Origin of the sequence: uncultured Sphaerochaeta sp., assembly GCF_963676625.2 — a bacterium.
Classification (GTDB): domain Bacteria; phylum Spirochaetota; class Spirochaetia; order Sphaerochaetales; family Sphaerochaetaceae; genus Sphaerochaeta.
This window is the reverse complement of the sequence record NZ_CAXXYB010000013.1, coordinates 179930-206858: the sequence shown is the minus strand read 5'-3', so window position 1 is coordinate 206858 and position 26929 is coordinate 179930. Positions and strand designations below refer to the sequence as shown.

General features: G+C 43.8%; 27 protein-coding genes. 7 read left to right on the top strand and 20 right to left on the bottom strand.

What is annotated here, in order from left to right:
* The first annotated feature begins 161 nt into the window (after positions 1–161).
* The 4 genes from ACHZBG_RS17335 (at position 162) to araA (ending at position 5771) form a co-directional block, all read left to right on the top strand.
* Complete coding sequence (locus ACHZBG_RS17335) at positions 162–1250, top strand: sugar-binding protein (RefSeq protein ID WP_320130724.1); 1089 nt, start codon at positions 162–164, stop codon at positions 1248–1250.
* Between the two features lie 145 nt (positions 1251–1395).
* Complete coding sequence (locus ACHZBG_RS17330; protein WP_320130723.1) at positions 1396–2952, top strand: sugar ABC transporter ATP-binding protein; 1557 nt, start codon at positions 1396–1398, stop codon at positions 2950–2952.
* 2 nt (positions 2953–2954) lie between these two features.
* On the top strand, positions 2955–4136 hold the full coding sequence (mmsB, locus tag ACHZBG_RS17325; RefSeq protein ID WP_320130722.1) for a multiple monosaccharide ABC transporter permease: 1182 nt from the start codon (positions 2955–2957) through the stop codon (positions 4134–4136).
* A 150-nt stretch (positions 4137–4286) separates the two neighbouring features.
* Positions 4287–5771: an L-arabinose isomerase gene (gene araA, locus ACHZBG_RS17320; protein WP_394699426.1), complete on the top strand. Its 1485-nt coding sequence runs from the start codon at positions 4287–4289 to the stop codon at positions 5769–5771.
* A gap of 153 nt (positions 5772–5924) precedes the next feature.
* Here the strand turns inward: araA and ACHZBG_RS17315 are convergent, their stop codons facing one another.
* The 12 genes from ACHZBG_RS17315 to ACHZBG_RS17260 form a co-directional block, all read right to left on the bottom strand.
* A complete protein-coding gene (locus ACHZBG_RS17315; protein WP_320130720.1) occupies positions 5925–7526 on the bottom strand; it encodes an FGGY-family carbohydrate kinase in 1602 nt (533 codons plus the stop codon).
* Positions 7527–7945: 419 nt separating this feature from the next.
* Complete coding sequence (locus tag ACHZBG_RS17310; protein ID WP_320130719.1) at positions 7946–9241, bottom strand: glucose-1-phosphate adenylyltransferase; 1296 nt, start codon at positions 9239–9241, stop codon at positions 7946–7948.
* Positions 9235–10698, bottom strand: coding sequence for a glycogen/starch synthase (locus ACHZBG_RS17305; RefSeq protein WP_320130718.1), 1464 nt, complete (start codon positions 10696–10698; stop codon positions 9235–9237). The genes ACHZBG_RS17310 and ACHZBG_RS17305 overlap by 7 nt, the downstream gene beginning before the upstream one ends.
* Before the next feature lie 61 nt (positions 10699–10759).
* Positions 10760–11695, bottom strand: coding sequence for a thioredoxin-disulfide reductase (trxB, locus tag ACHZBG_RS17300; RefSeq protein ID WP_320130717.1), 936 nt, complete (start codon positions 11693–11695; stop codon positions 10760–10762).
* Positions 11688–12401 (bottom strand): tRNA (adenosine(37)-N6)-threonylcarbamoyltransferase complex dimerization subunit type 1 TsaB, encoded by a 714-nt coding sequence (tsaB, locus tag ACHZBG_RS17295; protein WP_320130716.1) that lies wholly within the window; start codon positions 12399–12401, stop codon positions 11688–11690. The genes trxB and tsaB overlap by 8 nt, the downstream gene beginning before the upstream one ends.
* Positions 12398–12817: a tRNA (adenosine(37)-N6)-threonylcarbamoyltransferase complex ATPase subunit type 1 TsaE gene (tsaE, locus tag ACHZBG_RS17290; RefSeq protein ID WP_320130715.1), complete on the bottom strand. Its 420-nt coding sequence runs from the start codon at positions 12815–12817 to the stop codon at positions 12398–12400. The genes tsaB and tsaE overlap by 4 nt, the downstream gene beginning before the upstream one ends.
* Positions 12818–12824: 7 nt before the next feature.
* Complete coding sequence (locus ACHZBG_RS17285; protein ID WP_320130714.1) at positions 12825–14183, bottom strand: tetratricopeptide repeat protein; 1359 nt, start codon at positions 14181–14183, stop codon at positions 12825–12827.
* A gap of 350 nt (positions 14184–14533) precedes the next feature.
* Positions 14534–14893 (bottom strand): hypothetical protein, encoded by a 360-nt coding sequence (locus tag ACHZBG_RS17280; RefSeq protein ID WP_320130713.1) that lies wholly within the window; start codon positions 14891–14893, stop codon positions 14534–14536.
* A gap of 37 nt (positions 14894–14930) precedes the next feature.
* Positions 14931–15290, bottom strand: a complete 360-nt coding sequence (gene rplT, locus ACHZBG_RS17275; protein ID WP_320130712.1) for a 50S ribosomal protein L20 — start codon at positions 15288–15290, stop codon at positions 14931–14933.
* An 11-nt stretch (positions 15291–15301) separates the two neighbouring features.
* A complete protein-coding gene (rpmI, locus tag ACHZBG_RS17270; protein ID WP_320130752.1) occupies positions 15302–15499 on the bottom strand; it encodes a 50S ribosomal protein L35 in 198 nt (65 codons plus the stop codon).
* 88 nt (positions 15500–15587) lie between these two features.
* The gene (gene infC / locus ACHZBG_RS17265) at positions 15588–16136 is read right to left on the bottom strand and encodes a translation initiation factor IF-3 (RefSeq protein ID WP_320130711.1); all 549 of its coding nucleotides are present in this window, start codon (positions 16134–16136) and stop codon (positions 15588–15590) included.
* A 176-nt stretch (positions 16137–16312) separates the two neighbouring features.
* Positions 16313–17305, bottom strand: coding sequence for a class II fructose-bisphosphate aldolase (locus ACHZBG_RS17260; RefSeq protein WP_320130710.1), 993 nt, complete (start codon positions 17303–17305; stop codon positions 16313–16315).
* Positions 17306–17428: 123 nt separating this feature from the next.
* Here ACHZBG_RS17260 and ACHZBG_RS17255 point away from each other — a divergent pair, with 123 nt between their 5' ends.
* Positions 17429–18364 (top strand): hypothetical protein, encoded by a 936-nt coding sequence (locus tag ACHZBG_RS17255; RefSeq protein WP_320130709.1) that lies wholly within the window; start codon positions 17429–17431, stop codon positions 18362–18364.
* On the opposite strand, the gene ACHZBG_RS17250 is transcribed toward ACHZBG_RS17255, so the two are convergent.
* Complete coding sequence (locus ACHZBG_RS17250) at positions 18297–19085, bottom strand: TatD family hydrolase (RefSeq protein ID WP_320130708.1); 789 nt, start codon at positions 19083–19085, stop codon at positions 18297–18299. The genes ACHZBG_RS17255 and ACHZBG_RS17250 overlap by 68 nt on opposite strands.
* Positions 19086–19202: 117 nt before the next feature.
* On the opposite strand from ACHZBG_RS17250, the gene ACHZBG_RS17245 reads away from it, so the two are divergent.
* On the top strand, positions 19203–19700 hold the full coding sequence (locus tag ACHZBG_RS17245; RefSeq protein ID WP_320130707.1) for a flavodoxin: 498 nt from the start codon (positions 19203–19205) through the stop codon (positions 19698–19700).
* Positions 19701–19744: 44 nt separating this feature from the next.
* On the opposite strand, the gene ACHZBG_RS17240 is transcribed toward ACHZBG_RS17245, so the two are convergent.
* The 6 genes from ACHZBG_RS17240 to ACHZBG_RS17215 form a co-directional block, all read right to left on the bottom strand.
* Entirely contained in the window at positions 19745–19909 is a 165-nt protein-coding gene (locus tag ACHZBG_RS17240) for a hypothetical protein (protein ID WP_320130706.1), read from the bottom strand.
* 65 nt (positions 19910–19974) lie between these two features.
* On the bottom strand, positions 19975–20388 hold the full coding sequence (locus ACHZBG_RS17235) for a hypothetical protein (RefSeq protein WP_320130705.1): 414 nt from the start codon (positions 20386–20388) through the stop codon (positions 19975–19977).
* Positions 20366–20530 carry a hypothetical protein gene (locus ACHZBG_RS17230; RefSeq protein ID WP_394699424.1) on the bottom strand — a complete coding sequence of 55 codons (165 nt, stop codon included), beginning with the start codon at positions 20528–20530 and terminating at the stop codon, positions 20366–20368. Before ACHZBG_RS17230 ends, ACHZBG_RS17235 begins: the two co-directional genes overlap by 23 nt.
* A 145-nt stretch (positions 20531–20675) precedes the next feature.
* Positions 20676–22112, bottom strand: coding sequence for a Na+/H+ antiporter NhaC family protein (locus ACHZBG_RS17225; RefSeq protein WP_320130703.1), 1437 nt, complete (start codon positions 22110–22112; stop codon positions 20676–20678).
* A 30-nt stretch (positions 22113–22142) separates the two neighbouring features.
* Positions 22143–23318: an aminotransferase class I/II-fold pyridoxal phosphate-dependent enzyme gene (locus tag ACHZBG_RS17220; RefSeq protein WP_320130702.1), complete on the bottom strand. Its 1176-nt coding sequence runs from the start codon at positions 23316–23318 to the stop codon at positions 22143–22145.
* 51 nt (positions 23319–23369) lie between these two features.
* Complete coding sequence (locus ACHZBG_RS17215; RefSeq protein ID WP_320130701.1) at positions 23370–24554, bottom strand: aminotransferase class I/II-fold pyridoxal phosphate-dependent enzyme; 1185 nt, start codon at positions 24552–24554, stop codon at positions 23370–23372.
* Positions 24555–24741: 187 nt separating this feature from the next.
* On the opposite strand from ACHZBG_RS17215, the gene ACHZBG_RS17210 reads away from it, so the two are divergent.
* On the top strand, positions 24742–25392 hold the full coding sequence (locus ACHZBG_RS17210) for a PAS domain-containing protein (protein ID WP_320130700.1): 651 nt from the start codon (positions 24742–24744) through the stop codon (positions 25390–25392).
* Positions 25393–25560: 168 nt separating this feature from the next.
* Here ACHZBG_RS17210 and ACHZBG_RS17205 read toward each other — a convergent pair whose 3' ends face one another.
* Positions 25561–26751 carry an IS256 family transposase gene (locus tag ACHZBG_RS17205; protein ID WP_320130699.1) on the bottom strand — a complete coding sequence of 397 codons (1191 nt, stop codon included), beginning with the start codon at positions 26749–26751 and terminating at the stop codon, positions 25561–25563.
* Positions 26752–26929 lie beyond the last annotated feature (178 nt).

Here is a 26929-nt window from a genome sequence, read left to right as displayed (position 1 = left end):
CATAAATTGTATATAAAACTTTATAATATTTATAGATAGAAATATTACTCCGTTGAAAACGAAAATAATTCTTGACAGAATATAAAAACAGCTGGACACTATACACATGGTTGCGTTAACGTAAACGCAAAGCGGTTATTTTGAAAATGGAGGATTTTTAAATGAAAAAAGCAGGAATGTTCTTGCTCGTGCTTGCCCTTGTAATGTCTGGTGTCTGGGCAAATGGATCGAAGGAAAGTGCAGCGGCCAGTGGAAAACTGACTGTTGGTGTATGTATGCCTACACAATCGTCGGAAAGATGGATCAATGATGCGGCAAACATGAAAAAACAACTGGAGGCTGTTGGCTATAATGTAGATGTCCAATTCGCCGAGGATGATGTACAGGCCCAGGTTTCACAGATCGAGAACCTTGTTGCCAAGAAAGTTAACTGTCTGGTTGTTGCCGCAGTTGATTCTTCTGCTTTGGTAAATGCATTGGCCCAGGCAAAAGAAGCTGGCATTCCAGTAATTGCCTATGACCGTCTCCTCATGGATACTGATGCTGTATCATATTACGCAACTTTTGATAACAAAGGTGTTGGCACCAAGATTGCGCAATATATCGAAAAAGCTAAAAGTTTGAAGACTGCTAAAGCTGAAGGCCGTTCCTATACGATTGAATTCTTTATGGGTTCTCCTGACGATAACAATGCATTGTTCCTGTATAATGGCGTGATGGAAGTCTTGCAACCATACCTGGACAATGGCGTTTTGGTTTGCAAGAGTGGAAGAACTGCTTTCAAGGACACTTGTATTCTTCGCTGGTCACAGGAAACTGCTCAGCAGTGGGCTGAAAATTATCTGTCTGCATTCTATGCCGATGGAAAACTTGACATTGCCTGTACTGCTTTTGATGGTTTTGCTTATGGTCTCCGTTCTGCTCTTGAAGGCGCCGGTTACACACTCGGACAGGATTGGCCTTTGGTTACTGGTCAGGATGCCGAATTGATGGCAACCAAGAATATCATTACTGGATACCAGACCATGAGTATTTATAAAGATACTCGTCTTTTGGCTGAAAAGTGTACTTCAATGGTTCAGGCTGTACTCAAGGGATCAACTCCTGAGATCAATGATACCACCCAATATAATAACAACAAGCTTATTGTACCTTCCTATCTTTGCCAGCCTGTGGCAGTTGATAAGAGCAACTACAAGGCAATTATCGTTGATGGTGGTTATTACACTGAAGACCAGCTCAAGATCTGATTGAAAAACCGATGATGTTCACTTTTGTGCGGGTTGCCTGGCAATCCGCACAGATTTAAGTTTAGGTTATTGCTGAACATTGGGAGTATCGTCGATAGGGAAACCTAGACTGAAAAATCGGGAAGAAACCAGGAGCAAGGTATTTATGGCTGACAATATTTTGGAGATGAAGGATATCACGAAGAGATTTACCGGCGTCCAAGCTCTTACTGAGGTAAATCTTCAGGTGGCACGTGGTGAAATTCATGCGCTATGTGGTGAGAATGGGGCTGGAAAGTCCACTTTGATGAATATTCTTTCGGGAGTTTATCCCTATAAATCATACTCAGGACAGATAATTTACAATGGTAAGGAATGCCAATTTCACCAGATTCGTGACAGTGAGGATCAAGGAATTGTAATCATTCACCAGGAATTGGCTTTGATTCCTTTTCTTTCTATTGCCGAAAATGTTTTTTTAGGCAATGAGCAGGTTAATGGAAAGGGAGTGATTGATTGGTGGAAAACACGAAAAAGAGCCCAGGAAGTATTAGCTGAGGTTGGTCTCTTTAACGAAGATGTCTCCAAACCGATCAACAGTATAGGAGTTGGAAAACAGCAGCTTGTTGAAATAGCGAAGGCTCTGACTAAAAAGGTAAGTCTCCTTATCCTTGATGAGCCAACCGCTTCGCTCAATGATGAGGAAAGCGATCATTTGCTTTCCATCCTTTTAGAGCTCAAGAAAAAGGGCATTACCAGCATAATCATTTCCCATAAGCTTGCGGAACTGACAAAAGTAGCCGATACCATTACAGTTATTCGTGATGGCCAAGTTATCAAGGATTTGGTTCGTGGGCAGGATGTGTTTGGTGAAGATGTAATCGTTCGGGCCATGGTAGGCCGGGAACTTACCCAACGGTACCCAGCAAGGGAAAATTGCAAGATTGGCGAACCTATAATGGAAGTCAAGCATTGGACTACCTATCATCCTGATGATTCAACAAGAATTGTCCTTGATGATGTCAACTTTAATGTTCGTGCAGGTGAAGTCGTAGGCTTTGCAGGACTTATGGGTGCGGGAAGAACAGAATTGGCGATGAGTATTTTCGGAAAATCTTATGGGCAAAAGACTTCCGGAGAAATCTGGATGCATGGAAAACTTGTTGCTATTGAATCTGTGGGAGATGCAATTCGTAATAAAATTGCATATTGTAGTGAAGATCGTAAACAGTATGGTTTGGTATTGACTGATGACATGAAACATAATATGACAATGGCAGCATTGCCGTTTTTCTTTTCCAAGCATGGAGTCATAAATGAGAATGATGTTATCCTGGAGTCTGAGAAGTATAAAAAATCCATCAATGTAAAAGCCTATTCCATAAACCAAAAAGTTGAGACCTTATCGGGAGGCAACCAACAAAAAGTGGTTTTGGCAAAATGGATAATGACAGCTCCGGATGTGTTGATCCTGGATGAACCGACAAGAGGTATTGATGTCGGAGCAAAACATGAAATCTATTTGTTGATCAATGAACTTGCAAAAAGTGGAAAGGCTGTTATAGTCATATCCTCTGAAATGCCGGAAGTCATTGGTGTTTCAGACAGACTTTATATCCTTAATGAAGGCCGTATTATCGGCGAAATGCAGAAAAATGAAATATCCCAGGAAGCAATTATGACTCGTATTATCAGGGATGCAAATAGTCGGAGGAGAAAATAAGCATGGAAACCCTTGCAATCAAGAAATCAAAAGGACATATCGATGTCAAACAATATGGAATGGTGTTGGCCCTGATAGCAATCTATCTGTTGTTCTTTTTTCTGACAGGTGGGACGAATGCATCTTCAACCAATATCAATAACCTTATCATGCAGAATGGTTACATCATCATCCTCTCAGTTGGTATGTTGCTTTGTGTCTTGACAGGAAACATTGACTTGGGAGTAGGTTCTGTTGTTGCTGTCTGTGGAGCCTCTGCTGCCATCATGGTGGTTGATTTTCATCTACCGGTTATCGTAGGCTTCATTGCCGCTTTGGCTGTAGGTGGTTTGTTCGGTGTTTTTACCGGATTCTTTGTTTCGGTTTTGAGTATTCCCCCTTTTATCGTAACCTTGGCTACTATGTTGATAGGTCGTGGTTTTACTTACACTATCTTGCAAGCACAGACAAAAGGGCCTCTTCCTCCCAGTTACACTAAGATCGGGGCTGGTTTCCTTCCCTCTACAAAGGTAACCATATTTGGCAATAGTCTTGATCTACTTTGTATTATCATAGCTTTGGCTGCATCTGTATTGATTATTTTCTCGACTGTACATGCAAACACTACAAAGAGGAAATATGGATTTCCCATTCTTCCCCAATGGCAGGAATTGTTCAAGATAAGTATTATCCTTTTCTTGGTTTGGTTCGTGTTGATGAAACTTGCCATGTATAAAGGTATTCCTTATGTATTGGTACTGATGGGAGTCTTGGTTGCTTTTTATCATTTTCTTACAGAGAAAACTGTAGCCGGTAGGCAGATTTATGCGTTGGGCGGCAATGCAAAGGCTGCAAGGTTATCGGGAATCAATACGAAGAAAGTCTATTTCTGGGTTTATGCAAACATGGGACTTCTTTGTGGTGTAGCAGGTATCGTACTTTCGGCAAGAAATGCTTCCGCTACTCCAAAGGCAGGGGATGGTTTTGAAATGGATGCCATTTCAGCTTGTTATATCGGTGGTGCGGCCATCGCTGGTGGTGCCGGTACTATCATTGGTGCTGTTGTCGGTGCCTTGATCATGGGAATTCTTAATAATGGGATGTCCTTGGTAGGACTTTCTACTGATATCCAGAAAATTGTCAAAGGTATGGTCCTTTTGGGCGCCGTTACGGTTGACTTGGTTTCAAAACAAAAGAAAGCCTGAGCAAGAGAAAAAATGATGGATGGGGAATTGTTTCCTGCGGTAGCATGATTTTCCCCACCTCAAATAAAATATGTTGGACGTTTGAAATAAATTAAGTTTGGATATGCCTGTGGGATGGAGTGAATTGAATCCCAAAGGAAGGGAGTTATGATGGATAAGAAACCTTTACGGGATTATGAATTCTGGCTACTGGTCGGTTCTCAGTTCCTCTATGGACCAGAAACTTTAGAGCAGGTTGCAGATCATTCTACTATTATTGCAAAAGGTTTGGATGAGGCAAAGGAAATTCCTTGCAAAGTTGTGTATAAAGCAACGTTGAAGACCCCTGAGGAAATCACAAAGTGGATCAAGGAAGCAAATTATGACGATTCCTGCGCTGGCATAATTGTTTGGATGCATACTTTTTCTCCTTCAAAGATGTGGATCAACGGCCTTGAGCTCTTGCAAAAGCCATATTGCCATCTCCATACCCAATTCAACAGGAATATTCCTGATGAGGGTATTGATATGGATTTCATGAATTTGAATCAATCGGCACATGGAGACAGGGAACATGGCTTCATTGCTGCCAGAATGCGTTTGAAACGTAAGATTGTCGTCGGATACTGGGAAGACGAGGATGTACGTCAGGACTTGGGTTGCTGGATGCGTTCTGCAATCGGTGCAATTGAAAGCAAAAAACTCAAAGTTGTACGGTTCGGTGACAATATGCGTAATGTTGCCGTGACAGAAGGGGACAAGGTTGGAGTGCAAATGCGACTTGGGTGGCAAGTGAATACCTGGGGAGTAGGGGATCTTATCAAAGAGATAGACAAGGTAACCGAAAAAGAAATTGATGAAAAAATGGCTTCCTATGCAACTCTCTATACCTTTGCTACCGAGGAGCTTGTTACCGTACGCTATCAGGCTAGAGAAGAGATTGCCATGCGTCGGTTCCTGGATAGGCAAGGGGCTTGTGCCTTTACCAACACCTTTGAAGATTTGCAGGAAATGAAGCAATTGCCTGGTCTTGCCTCCCAGAATATGATGGCCGATGGCTATGGTTATGGTGGGGAAGGCGACTGGAAGGTTTCTGCCATGACAGCTTTGATCAAGAGGATGACAGAGGGTATGGAAGGTGGTACTGCTTTCATGGAAGATTATACATATGATCTTCAGAAAGGCAAGGAATTGTCTCTTGGTTCCCATATGCTTGAAGTCTGTCCTTCTCTTGCCGCTGGCAAGCCTCGGATTGAAGTTCATCCCTTGGGCATAGGCGGAAAAGAGCCTCCAGCCAGACTTGTATTTGAAGGGCATACGGGAAACGCCGTAGTAGCCTCTCTCATCGATATGGGAGGCCGCCTAAGACTTATTGTACAAGATATCACAGTTGTCAAACCTATTTATAAAATGCCAAACCTTCCCGTGGCTCGGGTCATGTGGAAACCGGAACCCGATTTAAAGACTGGTGCACATCTTTGGATACTCGCCGGCGGTGCCCACCATACTGTTCTCAGCTTTGATGCCAATGCACAGATGCTTGAGGATTGGTGTGAGATCGTGGGGATAGAATTTGTTCACATTTCTGTTTCCTCGACGGTAGAAGGAATGAAGCAGCAATTATTCCTTTCTGACTTGGCCTGGAAATTCCAATAGACTCCTCCTATTTTTCTCCTCTTAGGCTTGCCTTGGCAATATTGTCAGGGCAAGCCTTTTTAATATGGAAGTTTTTTATATATATATAAAAACCTCCTACTGGATTATTCCAATAGGAGGAGTATTTCAAAAAGCATTTTTGATGAATTGGTATTAGTCCAGGTTTTCAACTGCTGCTTTCTCAACCGCCAAGCCTTTTTTATAATTGGCAAAGAAAACATTGAAACCTTCGATATCTTCAAGGGAGGGAACGACAGTAGCTGCTTCACTGGAAGCAAATACCTCATTTGCCAAGAAGTCCTGTAATCTGGCATCCTTTGCATTGACAAGATAGGAAGCCAATAAAGCAATGCCCCAAGCTCCTCCTTCACCAGCAGTCTTTAGTACTGAAATGGGCGTATGCATGGCTGCTGCCATCATCTTTTGGCCAACTTCGGCCGTCTTGAAAAATCCTCCATGTCCATTGATTGCATCGACTTGGACATGTTCTTTCTCAAAGAGGATGTCCATGCCAGTTCGCAATGCTCCCAGGGCAGTGAATAATTGAGCACGCATGAAGTTCTCCAAGGTGAAATGATTATTTGTCAGACGAACAAATAAAGGACGTCCTTCATAGATTCCTGTCATTGTTTCACCTGAGATATAGTTGAAGGGAAGCAGGCCACCGCAATCCTTGTCTCCTTCCAAAGCCTTTCCCAAGAGAATATCATAGAGTTTTCCTTTCGGAATGGAATTACCTGTTGCCTCTACGACTTGCTTGAAGAGCCTGATCCATTGGTCATATTCTCCCGTGCAGTTGTTGGCATGGGCCATTGCTACCAAGGAACCATCAGGTGTTGTTACCAGATCGATGAATTTGTTATAGCTTTTGGAAAGTTCCTTTTCAAGGACAATCATGGCAAACACGGAAGTTCCGGCCGAGACGTTACCTGTTCTCTGGGCAATGCTGTTAGTGGCAACCATCCCTGTCCCTGCATCGCCTTCCGGTGGACAAAGGGGGATGCCTGCCTCAAACGTCCCTGTGGGATCAAGCAATAAAGCTCCTTGCTTGGTGAGTTTTCCTGCTGCTTCTCCTGCAAGTAAAGCCTTGGGAAGTAGGGAACTCAAATCCCATGAATAATTATAGTCCTTGATCAAAGTGTCGAACTTTTTAACCATTTTCTTGTCATATGTATGCGATTGTACATCAATGGGAAACATGCCAGAGGCATCACCGATGCCAAGTACTTTTTCTCCGGTTAGTTTCCAATGCACATATGAGGCAAGAGTACAGACGTATGCTAAATTTTTTACATGTTCTTCCTTGTTGAGAATTGCCTGATAAAGATGGGATATGGACCAACGTTCAGGAACTGGGTAGTCAAAGAGCTCAGACAATTGTTCGGAAGCGTCCCTTGTGATGGTATTTCTCCAGGTCCTGAAGGGAACCAGAAGTTCATCATGTTTGTCAAAAGCGAGGTATCCATGCATCATTGCACTGATTCCCAAGGCTTTGGTCTTGGTCAAGGAAACGCCGTATTGGTTTTGGACATCTTGAGTGAGGTTCTTGAAGCTAGTGGCAAGTCCGGTATTGATTTCATCCAAGGAATAAGTCCAGATACCATTGACCAAGGAATTCTCCCAATCGAAGCCACCTTGGGCAATGGGCTCATTCTGGGAATTGATCAACACTGCTTTTATTCTTGTAGAACCAAATTCTATGCCTAGAATGGTGTTACCTTCAAGAATTTCATTGCTTACCTTGTTTTGTTCCATAGATTTTTCCTTTTATCATTCTTTCTTGATTATCTGCTTATTCTGGTATTGAAAATACTAATTCTTTGTAATATATGAATTCAAAAAAAGTGTATAGTTTTTGGGTAAGAAATAATGGGAAAGTATCAGGAAAAGGTAGTATTGCAGGACCTGAATACTATCTGTCTTAATTTTTGATAAATAACCCCTCACAATATATTTCCTTTATCGTAATGCCCTAATTGTAATATAGAAATGCACTTGAAACAACTATGTGTTTGGGAAAATCCGGAATATGCTGGATATTCTTGGTTCTCACAAATGTATTATTAGTATATAGTAACGTAAAAAATTATCCCTGCCATTCTGAAAATAAAAGAAGCTGTTATCTTGTCTTTTTTACATCTGATAACAGCTTCATATTTTTGCGTGAGGTTGTCTTACATCACCGTACCATTCTTGATAACGGCATTCTTGTTGATAATGATAATTCCGTCATGGATGGAATACATTGCAAAGTCTCCCTCCTGACGTGGAATGTCGTCAATACCAATGCGGCAGCCATCTCCGATACGGGCATTCTGGTCGATGATAGCCTTTCTGATAATAGTACCCTTGCCGATTCCGATGTTTGGAATTCCTTTCCTTGAGTTTTCATTCTTTTGTTCGTCTGTCTCATAGAATGAAGCACCCATACAATAAACTCCATCCAAGCTAGCTCCTGATTCAATAAGGGTACGGACACCAATAATTGAATTGACAATATAAGCATTGGTAATGATCGAGCCCTCGGAGGCCAGGGAACAACTTATATTACAGAAATTGACCTTGGTAGCCGGAAGATGGCGGCGATGGGTGTAGATCGGCATTGCTTCATCATAAAAATTGAAATGTGGGTTGATCGAAGCTAAGTCAAGGTTGGTTTCATAGAAAGCCTTGATCGTTCCAATATCTTCCCAAAAGCCATCAAACAGGAAAGCTGCTACCTTTCGGGTCTTGATGACTTCAGGTATTACTTCCTTTCCGAAGTCAGTTTTGTCATTGTTAAGGACCTCTTCCATGGTCTTTGCGTTGAAGATGTAAATACCCATGCTTGCAAGGTATTCGTTGGAGGTGTCAACTTTTTTGCCCAAGGTTTCTTCCATGTAAGCGTTAGGGGTTTTATACTCAGAAATATCCAGATCATTGGCCGGTTTTTCGAAAAACTTCGTGATATATCCTTTCTCGTCACTGCCGATGATGCCAAGGCCTGTTGCGTCCTTTCGGCTTATTGGTTTTGCGGCAATCGTGAGTTCTGCACCGCTGGCAATATGACGGTCAAGCATTTCCTGGATATCCATCCGATAGAGTTGATCTCCACTGAGGATGATATAATAATCAGCATTCTGGTCGTGGAAATGTTTAAGGTTTTTGCGCACGGCATCAGCAGTACCTTGATACCAGCTTTCGCTATGATAGGTCTGTTCGGCTGCAAGTATCTCTACGAATCCATTGGAAAAAGTATCGAATATATATGTATTGGAGATATGGTTATGCAAGGAAGCTGAATTGAATTGGGTCAAGATATATATTTGCCTGATTCCGCTGTTGATGCAATTTGATATAGGGATATCAACCAAGCGATATTTCCCGGCAAAGGGTACTGCGGGTTTTGATCTATCCATGGTCAATGGATAGAGTCTCGTTCCCTTACCACCTCCGAGAACAATTGCGATTGCTTTTTCCTTTTTTACCATGATTCTTTCTCCCTTAAACTGGTTTCGTATATTTTTATATATGACCGAGCTGATTGTTCCCAAGTCGAGTCAAATTTCATGCATCTGGTTTGGATATGTTCCAATTCCCTTGGCCCTTTACTCCACCAGAGAAGAGCTCTTTCAACAGCTTCAATTATAGCATCTCCACTTATTGTTTTAAAGAGAATTCCGGTTCCCTGAGTAGGACTTTCATCAAGATCAACAATGCTGTCAGCTAGTCCTCCCGTCTGACGGGCAATGGGGAGAGTGCCATATCTAAGCGAATAGAGTTGGTTCAAACCACAAGGTTCGTATCGGCTCGGCATTAAAAAGAAGTCCGAAGCGGCTTCAATTCTGTGAGCCGCTTTGTCACTGAACAGGATGTTTACCGAAAGATTCTCATACTGGGCACCCAATTCGATAAGCTTTTTTTCCATTGCCTGGTCACCGGTACCTACAAGGATAAATTGCAAGGGATAATCCCGAACAATCTTCTCCAAGGCACAGGGACATCCCTCCAATAACTCCACAAAGCCTTTCTGGTCGGCAATCCTGCTTATCATGCTGAATAGGGGAATTGTCGGGTCTTGTTTTAGGTTGTACTCATTCTGGACCAAAGCCTTGGTCTCATGCTTTCCTGAACGATTTTCAAGGGAAAAGTGATTCTCCAGGAAAACATCGGTCTCAGGATTCCATTCAACATAGTCTATTCCATTGATGATGCCTTGCAAATCACTGCTTCGACGCAAGAGGAGTTGCTCAAGATTACATCCTAATTCCTTGGTCTGGATTTCCTTTGCATAGGTAGGGCTTACCGTAGTAATGGCATCGGCAAATTCAATGCCCGTCTTGAGAAAATTGACCCGCTTTCCCGGGGTCTCTCCACTGAACATCCTCTCATCAGGTTCAATGTTTGCATCCAGAAGTTGTAATCGAGAATAATCTCCTTGATAGGCAAGGTTGTGGATAGTCATGATACTTTTCGTATTGGCAAAGAAGTCATCGTTGCTTTTTTTCAAAAAATAAGGAATGAAACCACACGTCCAGTCATGGCAGTGCATGATGTCAGGAACCCACTTCAAGGCCTTGCACAGGGGCATGGCTACTTTATTGAGCAACATATAACGTTGTAAGTTATCAGGGTAGGGGGAAAAGGAATTTTCTCCGTAAATACCATTTCTTTTTTGGAACCAAGGATGACATAAAAGGTAGAATCTGACCTTGTCCAGTTCTTTTTCCATAAAGAAGACGTGTTCTGTTTTTCCTAAAAGAGATACTTCCACATCAATGGCAAGATCGGAAAAACCACTGGTATCAATACTGCCGTAACAAGGTATCAACACCCGAACATCAGAACCGAGGGTGGACAATGCAGTGGAAAGTGCACCCACAACATCAGCCAAACCCCCGGATTTTGAAAAAGGGACCGATTCACTGGAAACCATGAGAATATTCATAGCTTAATTAGAACACTAACGATAGGGCATCGTCAAGGATAAAAATCAAATTGTAAAAGTTCTAATGATATTCACGGCCCTCGATTTCATCTATGTATTCACTTGCACAGTGGGCCGCGATTGCACCATCACTGGCCGCAGTTACCAATTGCCTAAAAACAGTGTCTCTTACATCACCTGCAGCATAGAGACCTTTTTGCTTGGTTTCCATTCGTTCATTTGTAGGGATATACCCTCCCTTGTCAAGCAGGCTTGCTACAAGAAGGGCTGTCTGGGGAATCATGCCTACAAAAATAAATACTGCATCGAATTCCCTGGAGTACTCCTTTCCTGAAACCAGGTCCTTGAGGATCACTCCTGTTACATGGTTTTCATCACCCTCGATCTTTGTAATTGTCTGTTGCATCAACGTTTCGATATGAGGGTTGCGGCTAATTTGTTCAATGAGATTCTCTTGTGCACGGAAACGTTCCTTTCGGTGTACGATCGTGACATCATCCGAGAGCTTGGAAAGGTATATTGCATCAGTGAGTGCAGTATCTCCTCCACCTACTACCAGAATTTTCTTTTTTCGAAAGAATGGTCCGTCGCAGGTCCCGCAGTAGGAAACCCCTTTCCCCTGATACGTCTCTTCTCCCTCGACTCCAAGATGACGGTGTTTTGCCCCTGTGGCCACTATAACGGCTTTTGCCTGATAGCTTTCACTGCTGGTAGTAACGGTAAACCTGTCGTTTTCTTTTGAAAGGGCAGAAACCGAGGCATATACGATCTTGGCCCCGAATTGCTCTGCCTGAGCCTGGAACTTCATTCCCAGCTCATATCCGCTGACCGGTTTGTCGAAACCAGGGTAGTTCTCTACCATATCGATATACATTGTCTGCCCGCCTGGGGCAAGTTCCTCTATCAGGGTGACACTTCGCCCAGCTCTTGCTGCATATTGGGCTGCAGCCATTCCAGCTACTCCTGAACCTATGATGATTATGTCTTGTTCAACCATGGACTTCCTCCGATTTACGAATCTTTTCCTGCAATGCAATTTCTGCATCGCTCTTTCGGACATAAGCAGGTCCAGTACCGATATCATCGGCTCCGACTGTCCTGAATTTTTCCAGTCCTATCCTGACCAAGATCAAGGCAAGGTTGGCAGAAGGGTTGCCATCGACGATGAGTTTTCCCCTGTACGTTCCCAATTGTCTTGCAAAAGCTTTTGCATCGGGACCGATGACCAAGGTTCGTTCATACCCCTCGAGTAGTTTTGCAAGTTCTTCCCCAGCACAGTCAAGATCCGGGGTTTGTCGTTTTCCTTCAGCAAATACCGCTGAGTAAAAACGATTTTTTCTTGCGTCAATGGCAGGTACTACTGCTCCATCAAAGAAACTGAAGCCTTCATAGATTGCATCCATGGTAGATACTGAAACCAAGGGAATTCCTGCTGCAAGGGCTATTCCCTTGCAACTACTCATTCCTATTCTCAGTCCGGTAAAAGATCCAGGGCCGTTGGTGCAAACCAACAGATCAATATCTTGCAGCCTGAGCTTATTGCGTTCACATAATTCCAGAATTTCCGGAATTAGCTTTTCTGAATGTTGGGAACCGTTGACAAGGGTTCTTGTCTCAAACCGGGAAAATAGATTTTCCTCGGTACTTTGGGCGAGACATAGACCCAGGGCTTCGGTTGAAGTATCTACACTCAGGATGTTCATATTACTATTCCTTCGATGGTTATAACCCTTTCTTGGTTGGGCATAATGGAAATATCGACATAAATTGTTGAATCGGGAAGCATTTCCTGAATCTTTTCACTCCATTCGATCAATGTCACGCCATCACCATACAACATTTCCTCGCCACCGATCATTTCAAACTCATCGGTTCCGCTCAATCGGTAGAGATCCATATGGTACAACTTGTATTTTCCGTCATATTCCTGCATCAAGGTAAAGGTTGGGCTGACAATGGCTTCTTGTATATCCAAAGCCTGAGCAATTCCTTTTGCCAGCACGGTCTTTCCTGCTCCAAGACTTCCACGGAGGGAGATGACTGTGCCTTTTTTGCAGGCAGAGCCCAGACGACGTCCTAATTCTACTGTATCCTGTGCACTCTTACTAATCACTTGCATGATAGTTCTATTCCTCGTGGTGGTGATGTCCACAACTGCAATCATCACCGCAGTCACATGGTTCATCTCCATGGTCATGACCGCAGGAGCATGCATGTTCTTCTTCCAAGGCTTCTTCAAAGTCTACTTCAACGTCATCTGAATCTTCCTTACCCGGAATATGGAAGGGTTTTTCATTTTTCGCCTTAAGTCTTTCCTTTTCCTTCAGTGTAGCTGTATCCACAAATTCCTGGACGATGGGAGCACTGAGAGTATCTCCGGAAGCAGCCTGATAATCTTCCATGAGTTTGAGAATCACTGGGTCATTGCCATCGACATTTCTGGCCATTTCCAGAAATTCCCTGGCTTCATCCCATTCCTGGTCCTTGAGGTGAAGGTAGGCAAGATTGGAAAGCAAGGTAAGATTTTCTCCATCGAGATCAATGGCGGTATTGAGATAGTTCTTTGCCAATTCAGTATTGTGTGCCTCGAGCGAACAGAGGGCAAGTTCATTATAAATATCGCTATTCGTCTCTCCCAGGGAAAGACAGGTAAGGAAAGCCTTTTCGGCTTCTTCGAAATTCTCAAGTCTCCTGAGTGCCCAACCTTTGAGAAACCAGCCATTCCAGACCTTTGGGTTTTGTGTCAGATAAGGAGCGAGCAGGGAGAGGGCTTTCTCCTCATTGTTCATTTGAATCTCATCATATGCCTGCATCAAGGACTTATCGTCATTCAGCTTATTATTGATATCGGCCATGATGTTCTGAACGTGTTTGCGTTTATCGGTATCTGTGCCAACTTCAAGATAGCGGTCAAGATACGTTTTGGCAATCTCGATGTTTCCCTGATACATATGGAAGAATCCGAGTTCACTGAGCAGGTTCTCGTCTTCACCAAGTAATTCAAGTCCCTCGGTGAGGGTGTTGAGTACTTTCTGTTGGTAGAAGTCATAACTGGTTCCCTTGGTCGTATCTTCTGTGGCTCGTTTGCTGTATAGGGTTGCCAGATTGATAAACGTGGCACTGATCGGTTCCAGATGATTGACAGTAAGAAAAAGTTCCTCGGCAAAATCGAGGGAATTGTTTTTTTCCTTGGAGATGGCCGCAATGTTCAGTTCTTTTACGGCATCCGGCTGGGAAGCTAGCACGAACTTGCGGTAATAATCAAAATGCGGGTGTTTTGTATCATAGGCAATGATCTTGAGCATTCCAGCTATGATTTGTTCAATGCTGATTTCCGTAGAAGAATCAATTTTCTGTTTCCCGTCGGGAAATTGTACCGGAATTTCGATTGAACTGTCGATATGGAAGTCATTGATATCCCTCTCCATTGAAGGGGGAAGGTTGATGAAGAGTAAATCTTTAAGGTTTTCGTTAGATGTTGTCATGGATTTTATTTCCTGTATGCAAGAAAAACCTGCGGCGCCGATACCGGAGTATGCTCTTGAACCTGTGGTTCAAGGGGGATGCCAGTTGAGCTGAAGATTCTGTTCCGTTAAACCCCGAAGGGTTGGATCAATGCAAATCAGCTATGCCGTATCCCGTAATTGTAATTTGAGCCAAGAGACTATGGCCCCGGGCCAACACCGCAGGAACTTGTCAAATATCAAAGGGCAGGTTTCCCTGTCACCCGTACATGGTACAATAAGAAATGCGTTTGTAAAAGGGGTATGAGAAAAAGAAAACGGGGCCCGAAGGTCCCGTTTCCCTGGACATAGCCCAGACTCTGAAGGTTTCTCTAGAGTGTATGGGAATCATCAAGAAGGGAATCAAGATCAATATCTTCTTCCATGGCAAGTGCATCCCCTGAAGTGAAGCCTTCCGCGGCCTCCAATTCAAGTGCAGTGTCATCCATCAAAAGAACATCATCCAATCCATCGATACTTGAAAGATTTTCCATAGCCTTGGAGATACTTTCCTCGATAAGCTTGTTGCTTGTCGAAAAAGTCTCTGCATACTCTTCGAGTTCGGCGTTGTGGGTGTTGACCAAGTCGAACTTTTCTTGGAGTTCTGCTTTCTCCTTACGGAGCATAGCAATCAAACCTGCGGCTTTCTTGGTACGCAGTTCCAATAATTGAACGGTATCAACAACAGACATAACCACTCCTTAATAAATCTGGACGAATTGTCAGGGGTTATTTCCCCAAGACAACTTTTACTTGTGCAACGAGAGCGGAGAAAGAAGTCTTGTCTTCAATAGCCATATTGGAGAGAGCCTTTCTGTTGATCTCGATATTAGCAAGCACCAAGCCATGCATGAACTGTGAGTAGTTAAGACCCTCAGCCTGTACGGCAGCACTAATTCTTGCGATCCAGAGCTTGCGGAAATCCCGCTTGCGCTCTTTACGACCACGATAAGCATATTTACCTGCTTTTGCAATTGCATCTTTTGCGACACGATTGTTGGTACTTCTGCGACCATAGTAACCTTTTGCAAGGTCAAGAATCTTTTTTCTTCTGTCCTTGTGTTTTGTTCCGTCTACTGCTCTTGGCATTTTCCCACCCCCTACGCGTAAGGAAGCATAGTCTTGGCTATTTTTGCTTCCATTTTGGCGAGAATCCCAGGCGCACGAAGGTTACCCTTTCGCTTGCTGCTCTTCTTGGTGAGAATATGGCGGAGGCCCTGCTTTTTATAGCGAACCTTGCCAGTCCCGGTAACATGGTACCGCTTTGCTGCGGACCGTCTTGTTTTCATTTTGGGCATTTTTGCACCTTCCATCTTGCGCTCACAAGGAACAAGAACCCCTTGGAGCAGCATATTCAACATCCTATGCAGGATACTGTTTCAAAAATTAGTCTTTCTTGACAGGATTTACATTGTTTTTCAGGGGGCTGACGATCATACTCATCATTTTGCCTTCCATCACTGCATCTCTGTCAATGTTGAACCCTACACCATTTTCAGTAAGCTGGGCAAGTATCTTATTCAAGACAACTTTTCCTAATTCTGTATGGGCCAGTTCACGGCCTCTGAATCGAATGCCTACCTTGACTTTATTGCCTTCGGCAAGGAAATCACCTATGAACTTTGACTTGGTCTCAAGATCGTGTTTCTCAATCTTGGGCTGCATCCGGATTTCCTTGATCTTGATTACGGTTTGGTTTCTTTTTACATCCCGAAGCCGCTTCTCCTGTTCATACCGATACTTTCCAAAGTCGAGTACCTTGCAAACAGGAGGGTTTACATTTGGAGATACTTCCACCAAATCAAGCCCTTCGCTTTCGGCAAGCAATACTGCATCAAAAACGTTCATAATGCCTTTCTGATTTCCTTCAGCATCTATGACGAATACTTCTTTAGCACGGATCTGTCTATTGATCCTCAAATCCTTCGTAGCCAATCGAGCTCCTTGTGTTTTCGCAGAAAACCACTGTAATTTTGTGAGGGTAAGCCAGCCAAATAGCCAGCATGAACAAATATAACACATGCTGTAGTATATGTCAAAGTACTGCATGCCAAGAATAAACGAAAAAGCCATCTGATTAATTACAGATGGCTTTTCGAAACTTGTAGTTATCAGGCCTGGCCAGCGGAACCGAGTACATCGATGTTTTTATGCATATACATCTTTTTCAACTCTGCACGAGCGGGTCCGAGGTATTTGCGGGGATCGAATTCACCCGGTTTGTCGTTGAAGACTTTGCGAACCATGGCAGTCATTGCAAGGCGAGCATCGCTGTCGATGTTGATCTTGCAGACGGCACTCTTGGAAGCAAGACGAAGCTGCTCCTCTGGAATACCGACGCTATCCTTGAGTTTGCCACCATTTTCGTTGATCATGTTTACATATTCCATGGGGACTGAGGAGGAACCATGCAATACGATGGGGAAGCCGGGGAGTTTCTTTTCGATTTCCTTGAGGATGTCGAAGCGAAGCGGAGGTGGAATCAGTATGCCCTCGGCATTACGGGTGCATTGCTCAGGGGTAAACTTATTTGCCCCATGGCTGGTGCCGATGCTGATCGCCAGGGAATCTACGCCGGTCTTGGAAACGAAATCGATGACTTCGCTGGGTTGTGTGTAATGGCTTACGGCTGACGATACCTCATCCTCGATACCGGCGAGGACTCCCAGTTCACCTTCTACGGTTACATCGAACTGGTGAGCATATTCCACGACTTTTTTGGTCAATGCAACATTTTCGTCATAGGGGAAATGGGAACCGTCAATCATGACAGAAGAAAATCCATTGTCAATACATTCCTTGCAGGTTTCGAAGCTGTCACCATGGTCAAGGTGCAATACTACAGGGATATCGTAGCCGAGTTCATGGGCATATTCCGTTGCTCCGCGAGCCATGTTTCTCAAAAGGTTGATGTTTGCATAGTCTCGAGCACCTTTGGAAACCTGAAGAATTACCGGTGATTTCGTTTCGACGCAGGCCATGATGATTGCCTGAAGCTGTTCCATGTTGTTGAAGTTATAAGCAGGAATGGCATAGCCACCTTTTACTGCCTTGGCGAACATGTCCTTGGTGTTTACAAGTCCGAGTTCCTTATAGGACGTCATATTTTGCTCCTTCCGTGATAATGAGGTTTTGTATCGATACAAATCTACCCAATCTGCCCAAAGTGGTCAACCTGTATACAACCAAATGTTGACCTTAACCCAGCTCACTGCTACAGTTTGGCCATGAAAAGCAAAGTCCGTATTCTCTTATCAAGCCTTTGCCTGGTGGTGCTAGCCATCAGTCTTTCTGTTTTTGTTGTGCCCCTGTTTTTCCCGCGGGTAGCTGTTTTTCTTGACGCCCAGTATGCAGATACCCAATGGAAACAAACAAGTCAAGAAACCAAGAAATTATTTCTTCGAGCAGGCTATACCACCAAGGTATTCATTGTTGATCCTCTCCCCTTGGACGATGATCTGCTCTCTCAGGTGTTCTCGGATAAAAAAACAAAAATGGTTCTTTTTTCTCCCTTATTGACAGCGCTTGAGAAGAAAGAAAATTTTCAGGAAGGGCCTGCTCGACCCTTTGTCGTTGGGATGGGGCCCCTGGGCCTTGAAAATGTTTTTTTTGATGTGGTCCTGACAGCAGACGACGATGCAGGCTGGAGTGATGCCGCGTTGTTTCTGAAAGAGGAACAGCGAAAGCATCACTTGCCTACTGCATTGTTGTTTCAGCAAGGCGATGAACGGTCAGAAGCCTCTGCAAAGTCATTTGAAGCTTCCTTTCCGGACGCTTCTCTCCAGGTGCTGGAACAGACAGAGGAAACCACCGGGAAAGCCTATGCCCAGTCGGTGCTTAAGAAGATGCAAAACCAAAAGATACTGCAAGTAGCTGCTCCAGGGGTACATCAATTGGAAGACTATTTCGGCTCAGATACTACCTTGCAATGGGTGGTCGATGTCCGTTATTTGATGCTGGTTCCCTATAGCCAACAGCTTGCCGTTGTTGCTGATGATCTTTCCCTTTCAGTGAAGCCTTTGCTCCCTTTGCTCAAAGCCAGAGCGGAGAAAAGAGAGACTCCCTTACCGCTTCCCTTGCTCAGAACTTGTTATCCTAGGACAAAAACGCTTGGAAATTGGTTTGAATCTGTGTTGCAAGCTCTTCGACACTCATTGCTTTGACAGAAGCTGCCGTTTCGTAGATGTGGCTCATCATCAAGGGTGTATTTATCTGTCCCCGATAGGGTTCCGGGCTAAGATACGGGCTGTCGGTTTCCAAAAGTATTCGGTCGAGCGGAATTTCTGATAGGATATCCCGCATTCCTTGATTTTTCTTGAAGGTCAGGGGACCCGCGAACGAAATGTAGAATCCTTGTTCGATTGCCAGCAAGGCAAGCTCCAGGGTTCCCTGGAAGCAGTGGATGAGCCCAGGCTTCGCGAAGGTTGTTTTTGCAATGATATTGCCAAGAAGAAGGTCAGCCTGCCTGTTGTGAATGATTATAGGAAGGTTTTTTTTATTTGCCATCTCGATTTGTTTGGTGAAAAGTTCTTCTTGAAGAGCTTCCGTCCCATATTTCCAATGATTGTCGAGTCCTATTTCACCAATGGCACAAGCTCCAAAGGTGTCAATCTGGTGCTCAAGGATTTCAAGTTGGGCGTCAATGGAGGGTTTTCCCTCATCAACTCCCCAAGGACCGATCCCTGCACTTTGCTTGATGAAAGGGAAATCTTTCACCAGGAGCGACCGTTGTCCAAGATCATCACAGTCGACACCGATATCGATGCCTCCAGCCATATGGTATTCGCTCATCTGTTTGAGTAGCACTTGGCTATCCATTCCCTTTTTTCCCAGGGATTGCAGATGAAAGTGTGAGTCTATCAAATTTGCATACAAAGTATTCATAATCTTGTTATAGACGAGATAGGGTGGGCTTGCAAGAGACTCCTGTAAAAAGCGATGCAGGATGAAAAAAAATGTGTTACTATATTTCTACTTAAGGAAGTAAGGAAAACCCAGATTATGAGTATAGCAATTGTGTATTATTCAATGGAAGGGCACACCGATTTCATTGCAAGAAAGATCGGAGAACAAACGGGAGCCGTCCCCATTCGTCTGTTTCCCAAAAAGAAATTTCCCAAGGAAGGCTTCCAAAAATATTTTTTCTGTGGGAAAAGTTCCGTCTTTCATGAAAGACCTATTTTGGAAAACGAGGACATTGATCTGAAGAATTATGATTGTCTGGTCGTGGGAACCCCTACTTGGGCAGGTTTGATGACAGCCCCTGTACGTTCCTTTCTTTCCCAGGAAAATTTCAAGGGAAAACAAGTGTATCTATTTTCCTGTAACAGTGGGGGGGATGGCGAAAAATGTCTGGCAGATATGGGTACCTATTTACAGGACAATACGCTCAAGGGTTGGATTTCCTTCAAGCAACCTACAGCCCAGACGTATGAGGAGATAGAGAAAACTTTGACAGTTTTTTGCAAGGCTATCCAGGAAGGACGACAATATCCCTAGTGTTGATTCCAAAAAAAATAAAAATTGCAAATGCCTATTTAAAATTAAAAATAAGAGATAATTGCAAAACTACCACAAACCAGGGTTTTCTGATACTTGGGCCCTGTTTCCGATAGGTTCGGAATGAGGATCCTGGGGTTTGGCAGGTCGATAACAAAATCTTTTCTTGAAGTGTACGCCAAGGCATCCTTCTTTCCAAGGATTTTCATTTATTCGCTGTTTCCCAAAGGCTTATGCCGGTCTGGCTACGGCTATTCCGGAGATCTGTATGACGCTAACCATCGCAATTCCCACGATGAATTTGAACGTTCTGTATCCGTAGGTGAATTATCTGCGGGAGATAATGCAGTTTCATCTGGCCGTTTGTCCTTTTCACCGTTGTCCTGGCCTTGAAGTGCAATGTCTCGTTCGGAGCGAATGGCATGGAATTCCTCTGTTTTACAGGATCGGTGAGATGCTCCTTGCTTTGCAATCGTATGAAGGATTTTATTTTGCTGTCTGTAATAGGGGTATGTAGGGAGGTGACATATCTGTCGGTGAGTTGCTCCAACGGAATGGACACCTGGTTATCATTGACATTGGCGCCAGTGATCACAAAGGTGGTGAGGAAAAAACCGTCGTCGATAACATCAATAGAGACCTTGTAAGCCCTTGGCGCCGAAGGCTCAGTGCCTGTTGGGCAAGGCAATTGATTCCTCAGTAGTCTGGGCCCACCTGCCTGTTCTTATTACCTTGTCGTCGGCGGCGATGGTTGTGCTGTCCCTGCAGATGTTCCCGACTATGGAGTCGCCATAGAACCCTGAAGCCAACTTCCCTCTGGTATCGTTCATGTCCAGCAGGGGAATTCTCCAAGCTGGTCCCGATTGAAGGATGAGGCATTGGAACGAAAATCCCCAAAACATTTAGTGAGGCCATTATTTTCCAGGATTTTCAGATGAATTCAGGGTTTTGCAATTGCTTCATAAACTAGTATTATCAGGCTTTTTTTCTTCTCCAGAAAGGGCGATACTTTACTTCATCATCTTTGTGGAAAAGACCGATTCCAAGGAAATTATTAACTAATGATATGATGGGACATAACATACAAAGGAACGTATAAGGAATGAACTCCTGAACTGTGACGCCACCAAGAACTACTCCGTAGCCTATTACCCATGCACTCCAAGGAATAATGGCCGCGACCATAGTACCTACATCTTCGAGGGTACGAGATAATACTACTCGATGAATATCCATTCTGTCACAGACGTCCTTATAAGCAACAGCCGTAATTGCAATAGCAGGATATTGACCACCAATTAAACAAATTAGCAGAGCGGAGAACCATACTCCGAGCAAAAGAGTTCCCGGTGTGTTGAGTCTGCTTGATAACTTGTTTACCAGAATATTGAGAACACCTGTCTGCGAGAAGAGGCCGCTCAGCATTCCAAGAACCAGCAAAATTCCAACGAGTGAAAGCATGCTTGAGAAACCCCCTCGGTTAACCAAGGTATCAACGGCAGCAACACCGCTATTAACAGAGAAACCGCTCATTATGAATCCAAGATTTTCTATAAATCCGTGTCCCTGAAAAACCATGGACCAGATAATGGCTGAACCGATACCGATACCAAAGGAGATAAATGCCGGTACTTGTTTAATAGAAAGAATCAATACGAGTACAACAGGAATTATATGGATGATATTGATATTGAAAGTTGCTGAGAGCCCGTTTGATAATTCATTTACGGCTTCAACATTGATATTTCCAGAAGCCCTGATTCCAAGAATTGTATAGAGTATTAAAGAAATAATTGTTGCAGGAATTGTTGTATACCACATAGATTTGATGTGATCAAACAAAGGTACTTCCACCGAAGAAGCTGCAAGCAATGTTGTATCGGAAAGAGGACTCATCTTGTCTCCGAAAAAAGCACCGGAGATAACGGCACCGGCAGTCATTCCAAGAGGGATTCCAAGTCCAGCAGACATGCCGCAAAGGATTACTCCAATGGTACTGATAGACCCCCAGCTGGTTCCTGCGCAGACTGCCATGAATGCAGGAAGGATGAAGCAAATTGGAAGAAACAGTTTAGGGGTGATAATCTTCATTCCGTAGTAAAGCAACGTAGGAATGGTACCTGATGACATCCAGACAGCAATCAAACATCCTACCAGAAGCATAATCATGGATGCTGTGGCAATTTGGCGAACACCCTCGGCCATGGCTTCATCTATAGTTTTCCAGATGTACCCCATGTAGACGCAGAATGCAATCATCAAGAACAATGCTACTAATGCAGCAATGGTCACCTCAGCTCCAACTCCAATTAAAAAAACCAACACTAAAATTGGAGCAAGAAAGCCAAATAACGCACGCTTTGTGGTCATTTCCTTGGGCTCGCGATTTTTCTTTTCAATTTTCACGCTCATAACTACTCCCTCCCCTTAAAATTGCATGAGTCATAATTCTTCAAAAGCCTTTTTTATTCTACCTAAGGCTTCTTTTAATATTTTGTTGGTAACGGCGAAGTTGATTCGAATAAATCCCTTACCTTCCGATCCGAAATTTTCTTCTCCGTCATCCAGAAGGATGTGAGCTTTTTCCATGAAGAATTGAGCCAATTCCTCCGTTCCGATACCTGCTTCGTGGCAGTCTATCCACAAGAGATAACTTCCTTCAGGTCTATATGGAATCAAAGGGAGACGTTGTTCCTTGATATAATCCAGAGTCTCTTCAAGATTATTGAAGAGATATGCGTTGAGTTCATGCATCCATTCGTCTGCTTCTCCTTTCAGGATGGAAGTGACAGCTGCAATGGAAAAACTATTGGTAGCGTAGCCGAAAGAATATGCTTGGATCTGGCGCATCCATGCTTTTTGCATGTCTGGGTTCGCTATTGTTATGATTGCGTGAGGAAGGCTCATTACATTGTAACCCTTACTGAGACTTACAATCTGTACGCTTATCTCCTGTGCCTTATCATTAACGGCAAGAATCGGAATAAACTTATGTTGATCGTAGATAATCATTCCATGAACTTCATCGGAAATAATGGTTACGCCGTTATCTGCACATATTTCCACCAAATGTTCAAGTTCCATTTGATTGAACACTCTTCCAGTTGGATTGTGAGGGTTTACCATTAGATAAATAGATGGGTGATATTTTTTTATTTTAGCTTCAAAATCATTAAAATCTATCTCATAGTGACCTTTTATAGGCGTCAATGGATTGGCAATAAGTTTGCAATCTGCACCATTGATGGCCCAGTCGATCGGACTGAATAAAGGCGTTTGAACGATCACGGTATCACCAGGTTTTGCATAAACCCCAAGAGCTATTCGTATTGCACCAATTGTACTGGGAACGCTACTTAACCATTCTTTCTTTACAGTCAGTCCATAATTGCGACTATACCAGTCGCTGATTGCCTTGTAGTATTCATCAGGTCGTTGTCTATAGTTGTAACAATTCTCCTGTGCAATGGGAATCAGTGCCTCGCGTATACATGGAGCACAGTTGAAATCCAGGTCTGCCGTTCCCATACCGATTACATCATTGGGCATATCAGACATTCCCCAACGATAAGAGCCGTTATTTTTATGGTCTAGTGTTGTGTCAAAATCGAATTTCATATAATTTTTTTTCTCTCCTGGTTATTGTTGTATTATTGGATCAGATATATCTTAGGAGCTATGTTGTTCCCAGAAGTGCTTGAGTCTCTTTGCGCCTTCACGTAGGTTTTCTTCTGAAGTTGCTAGATTGATGCGGATGAAACCGGCACCTCCTTTCCCGAGGACTGCCCCATTTTCTATAATTATGTGTTCTTCCTGTTCTATCAGATAGCTGATCTGTTGATGATGTATCCTGAGTTGGCGCATATCCACCCATGCAAAATATGTAGCTTCAGATTCCGCAACAATTGCCCCTTGTAGATGTTCGGCAAAGTAGCCCTTGATAAAATGATAGTTTTTCTGAATCTGCTTTATTACTATGCTCAGCCATTCATCACATTCGTTGAACGCAGCAATGGTCGCTGCAATTCCCATGATATTTAGGCCATATCCTAGGCCGACTTTTTCAAGGGATTCTCCATACTCTTTAAATAGTTCCGGGTTTTCCGCCACGATGAAGGAATGCCTGAGACCTGTTGTGTTATAGCATTTGCTTGTTGAATATAAAGTGATTGTTCGATAGGATATTTTCTTTGAAAGAGAAGCAATAGGTGTGTATTTTTTACCAGAGAAAACTAAGCCGCAATAGACATCATCTGACATGATGAGTACATTGTACTTACTGCAAAGTTCTGCAATTTTCTGTAATTCCTCTTTGCTCCATGCCCGACCTATAGGATTGTGTGGATTGCACAGCCAGAACATTTTACTGCCACTTGTAAAACAGGCTTCCAGAGAGCTGAAATTAATCATATACTTGCCATTCTCTGAGATTAGCGGACACTCAATTACAACGCGGCCATTCAGGTTTATCATCCGCTTGAAGCAAAAATGGACTGGGGTCAGAATTGTGATCTTATCTCCTGGTCTGGTCAGGGTTTCTAGAATATTCCAGGCTGACATATAAATTCCTGCATTTTGACTTACACAACAATGAGCGTCAATATCCCATGATGTTGTGCGAAGAAGCCAGTCATGAATTGCATCATAGAATGTATCGGAAGCTAGAGGGTAGCCTAGATGTCCTTTGCCTACTACCTCACAAAGTGCTGAAAGAATGGGTTTTGGTGAGGCATAGTCCATATCAGCGGTTCCAAAGCAAAGTAGGTCGTCATATGACGTTCGTTTTTGCTCATATTCCCATTTGAGTCTGGACAATCCTTTATTTGGAATAAGCACTAGATCTTGATTCTTCATAGCGTACTCCTTCGACTCTTCCTATTTAAAATTCTATTACGTTAAAATATTAATGTCAATGTTAAAAAATTCATTTAATAGGGGGCGTTTGTTTCATTGCCAATCCTTTTGCCATGTGTTAAAATCGTAAAAAACCGAGGTTGAACATTGTTTATCTGACCTCCCGGTCATGAATAAGGAATGAAATATGAAGCTTTCAAAAACGAATAAATTAATCATGGATTCATATGCTAACATGATTGAGGGTTTGTCTACATATCTTGGTTCTGCTTGTGAAATCAGCTTGCATAGCCTTGAGGATTATAATCATTCTGTAGTCAAAATCATGAATGGTTATCATTCGGGGCGTTCAGTCGGGGCGCCACTCACAGATTTGGCGCTGAATATGTTGAAACGCATATCTGACCAAGGACTTTCCGCCACAGAGTCCTATACTTCCTATAATGCAATTAACCAAGCTGGAGAACATCTGAAATCTTCCACAATTTCTGTCATTGGGGAAAACAATTGTGTAATAGGAATGCTCTGTATCAATTTTTACATGGACTCCCCACTTTCCGAGATTTTACAGTCCCTATTGGAAAGCAAATCTGAACAACCGAAAAATGAGTATTTTGCCAACAGCATGTCAGATGCCATTACCGAAGCCGTAAACGATGCACGGAATCAGGTTATGCTAAATTCCAATATTCCGGCAATTAACAAAAACAAAGAACTAATCCGTATTCTCTATGGAAAAGGCGTTTTCCGTATCAAGGATTCTGTTTCTAGAGTTGCCGATGCCCTTGGGATTTCAAAAAATACTGTGTATCTTCATCTACGGCATATTTCCGAGTGAAAAAGAGTAGTTTTGATTATAAAATAACATACCCTCCTCTCAATATAGAGGAAAAGTCCTTATTATTCGAATTATTGTAAGTAATTAGCCCAGTTTCTAGGTAGGTCGCGTCAAGTTTAGTTTGCAATTTCAAAATCGAAGGGGCTTGAAAGTTCCTCCATCTGATGATCATGCCGCGTGTCTCAGCCGCCGCTGTTCCTCTATTGCCTCTGCTTTCAGGTAACACCTGTTGCTCTGGTTGTCGTCCTCATATTCCATCAGATAGCAGACCAACAACCTCAGGTAGGACCCGGCACTGGGGAAGACCCCCACCACACGGCTTCTCCTGCGGATCTCGGCATTGGCCCTCTCCGTGCCATTGTTGGATGCGATCTTCCGGGAATCCAGCAACGGGTAGTCGTAGAACTGCAGCGAATCCTCAAGCCCTCCCATCAGGCATTCGATGGCCTGGGGGAACGTGTCCCCGTATTCGGCCTCGATCGCCCTGGCATAGGAAATGGCATGCTGCTTGTCCGGCTGCTGCCATATCTGCTTCAGCTGCCTGGCGAAGTCCTCCTTCGCCTTCTGTCCGACGTGGGCGAGGATGTTGCGCATGAAATGCACCTTGCACCGTTGCCAGGAGGCCCCGAGGAAACACTTGCGGATTGCCGCCTGCAACCCGGGATGGGCGTCGGAGACAACCAGCCATACCTTTTGCAGGCCACGTTCCCTGAGCTTGTCGAACAGCTGTGAATAAGAGGCCTCTGATTCCCCATACATGGGCTCCACGGCGATCATATGCACCACACCGTGCAAATCGACTGCCCTGACCACCAATACTGCGGCATTGATCACCTTGCCGTCGTCCCTGATTTTCTCATAGAGCGCATCCACCCAGAGCACCGGGTATTCCTCTTCCAGTGGCCTGTTGCGGAACTCCGTCACCTGGCTGTCCAGCTCACCGGTGATGTTGCTTACCTGAGTGGCACTGATGCCCTCGATCCCGATGGCCTTGGCAAGGCGATCTATCTTCCTGGTGGAGACCCCGTTGGTCCAGGCTTCCTGGATGACATTGATCAGTGCCTGTTCACTCCGTTTCTTCTCGGTCACGAAAAAGGGGACATACCCCCCGTTGCGGAGCTTCGGGACCAGCATGTACAGTGTCCCAAGCCTGGTATCGAAACGACGGGGGCGGTATCCGCTGCGATAGGCCTGCCGTTCCTTCTCGTGGGTACCCTTGGATGTGTTGCACTTCTGCTCCACCTCAAGTTCCATCATCTGATTGGTCATCCACTGGATCATTGCCAGCAAAGGATCCTCTGCATCCTCGAATTCCAGTAGTTTCATTGCAAAAAACGTGCTATCATTGGTCTCGGTCATTGGGTAAGTCCCTCCTGTTGGTGTCGTTATCAAACAGTATGGAACTCCCAGTGACCTTTTTCAACTCCAAATTGCAAACTTGATTTTACACTACCTCTAGGTAAAGCCCCCAAGCTGATTCCGAATGAAGGATGAGGCATTGAAACAAAAAGCCCCAGAAACATTTGCAGAAGCCAGT

What these genes read in the sequence shown, in the direction of transcription:
- ACHZBG_RS17335 (WP_320130724.1), top strand. Translation starts at nt 162, where the DNA reads ATGAAAAAAGCAGGAATGTTCTTGCTCGTGCTTGCCCTTGTAATGTCT.
- ACHZBG_RS17330 (WP_320130723.1), top strand. Translation starts at nt 1,396, where the DNA reads ATGGCTGACAATATTTTGGAGATGAAGGATATCACGAAGAGATTTACC.
- mmsB (WP_320130722.1), top strand. Translation starts at nt 2,955, where the DNA reads ATGGAAACCCTTGCAATCAAGAAATCAAAAGGACATATCGATGTCAAA.
- araA (WP_394699426.1), top strand. Translation starts at nt 4,287, where the DNA reads ATGGATAAGAAACCTTTACGGGATTATGAATTCTGGCTACTGGTCGGT.
- ACHZBG_RS17315 (WP_320130720.1), bottom strand. Translation starts at nt 7,526, where the DNA reads ATGGAACAAAACAAGGTAAGCAATGAAATTCTTGAAGGTAACACCATT.
- ACHZBG_RS17310 (WP_320130719.1), bottom strand. Translation starts at nt 9,241, where the DNA reads ATGGTAAAAAAGGAAAAAGCAATCGCAATTGTTCTCGGAGGTGGTAAG.
- ACHZBG_RS17305 (WP_320130718.1), bottom strand. Translation starts at nt 10,698, where the DNA reads ATGAATATTCTCATGGTTTCCAGTGAATCGGTCCCTTTTTCAAAATCC.
- trxB (WP_320130717.1), bottom strand. Translation starts at nt 11,695, where the DNA reads ATGGTTGAACAAGACATAATCATCATAGGTTCAGGAGTAGCTGGAATG.
- tsaB (WP_320130716.1), bottom strand. Translation starts at nt 12,401, where the DNA reads ATGAACATCCTGAGTGTAGATACTTCAACCGAAGCCCTGGGTCTATGT.
- tsaE (WP_320130715.1), bottom strand. Translation starts at nt 12,817, where the DNA reads ATGCAAGTGATTAGTAAGAGTGCACAGGATACAGTAGAATTAGGACGT.
- ACHZBG_RS17285 (WP_320130714.1), bottom strand. Translation starts at nt 14,183, where the DNA reads ATGACAACATCTAACGAAAACCTTAAAGATTTACTCTTCATCAACCTT.
- ACHZBG_RS17280 (WP_320130713.1), bottom strand. Translation starts at nt 14,893, where the DNA reads ATGTCTGTTGTTGATACCGTTCAATTATTGGAACTGCGTACCAAGAAA.
- rplT (WP_320130712.1), bottom strand. Translation starts at nt 15,290, where the DNA reads ATGCCAAGAGCAGTAGACGGAACAAAACACAAGGACAGAAGAAAAAAG.
- rpmI (WP_320130752.1), bottom strand. Translation starts at nt 15,499, where the DNA reads ATGCCCAAAATGAAAACAAGACGGTCCGCAGCAAAGCGGTACCATGTT.
- ACHZBG_RS17260 (WP_320130710.1), bottom strand. Translation starts at nt 17,305, where the DNA reads ATGACGTCCTATAAGGAACTCGGACTTGTAAACACCAAGGACATGTTC.
- ACHZBG_RS17255 (WP_320130709.1), top strand. Translation starts at nt 17,429, where the DNA reads ATGAAAAGCAAAGTCCGTATTCTCTTATCAAGCCTTTGCCTGGTGGTG.
- ACHZBG_RS17250 (WP_320130708.1), bottom strand. Translation starts at nt 19,085, where the DNA reads ATGAATACTTTGTATGCAAATTTGATAGACTCACACTTTCATCTGCAA.
- ACHZBG_RS17245 (WP_320130707.1), top strand. Translation starts at nt 19,203, where the DNA reads ATGAGTATAGCAATTGTGTATTATTCAATGGAAGGGCACACCGATTTC.
- ACHZBG_RS17240 (WP_320130706.1), bottom strand. Translation starts at nt 19,909, where the DNA reads ATGAAAATCCTTGGAAAGAAGGATGCCTTGGCGTACACTTCAAGAAAA.
- ACHZBG_RS17230 (WP_394699424.1), bottom strand. Translation starts at nt 20,530, where the DNA reads ATGAACGATACCAGAGGGAAGTTGGCTTCAGGGTTCTATGGCGACTCC.
- ACHZBG_RS17225 (WP_320130703.1), bottom strand. Translation starts at nt 22,112, where the DNA reads ATGAGCGTGAAAATTGAAAAGAAAAATCGCGAGCCCAAGGAAATGACC.
- ACHZBG_RS17220 (WP_320130702.1), bottom strand. Translation starts at nt 23,318, where the DNA reads ATGAAATTCGATTTTGACACAACACTAGACCATAAAAATAACGGCTCT.
- ACHZBG_RS17215 (WP_320130701.1), bottom strand. Translation starts at nt 24,554, where the DNA reads ATGAAGAATCAAGATCTAGTGCTTATTCCAAATAAAGGATTGTCCAGA.
- ACHZBG_RS17210 (WP_320130700.1), top strand. Translation starts at nt 24,742, where the DNA reads ATGAAGCTTTCAAAAACGAATAAATTAATCATGGATTCATATGCTAAC.
- ACHZBG_RS17205 (WP_320130699.1), bottom strand. Translation starts at nt 26,751, where the DNA reads ATGACCGAGACCAATGATAGCACGTTTTTTGCAATGAAACTACTGGAA.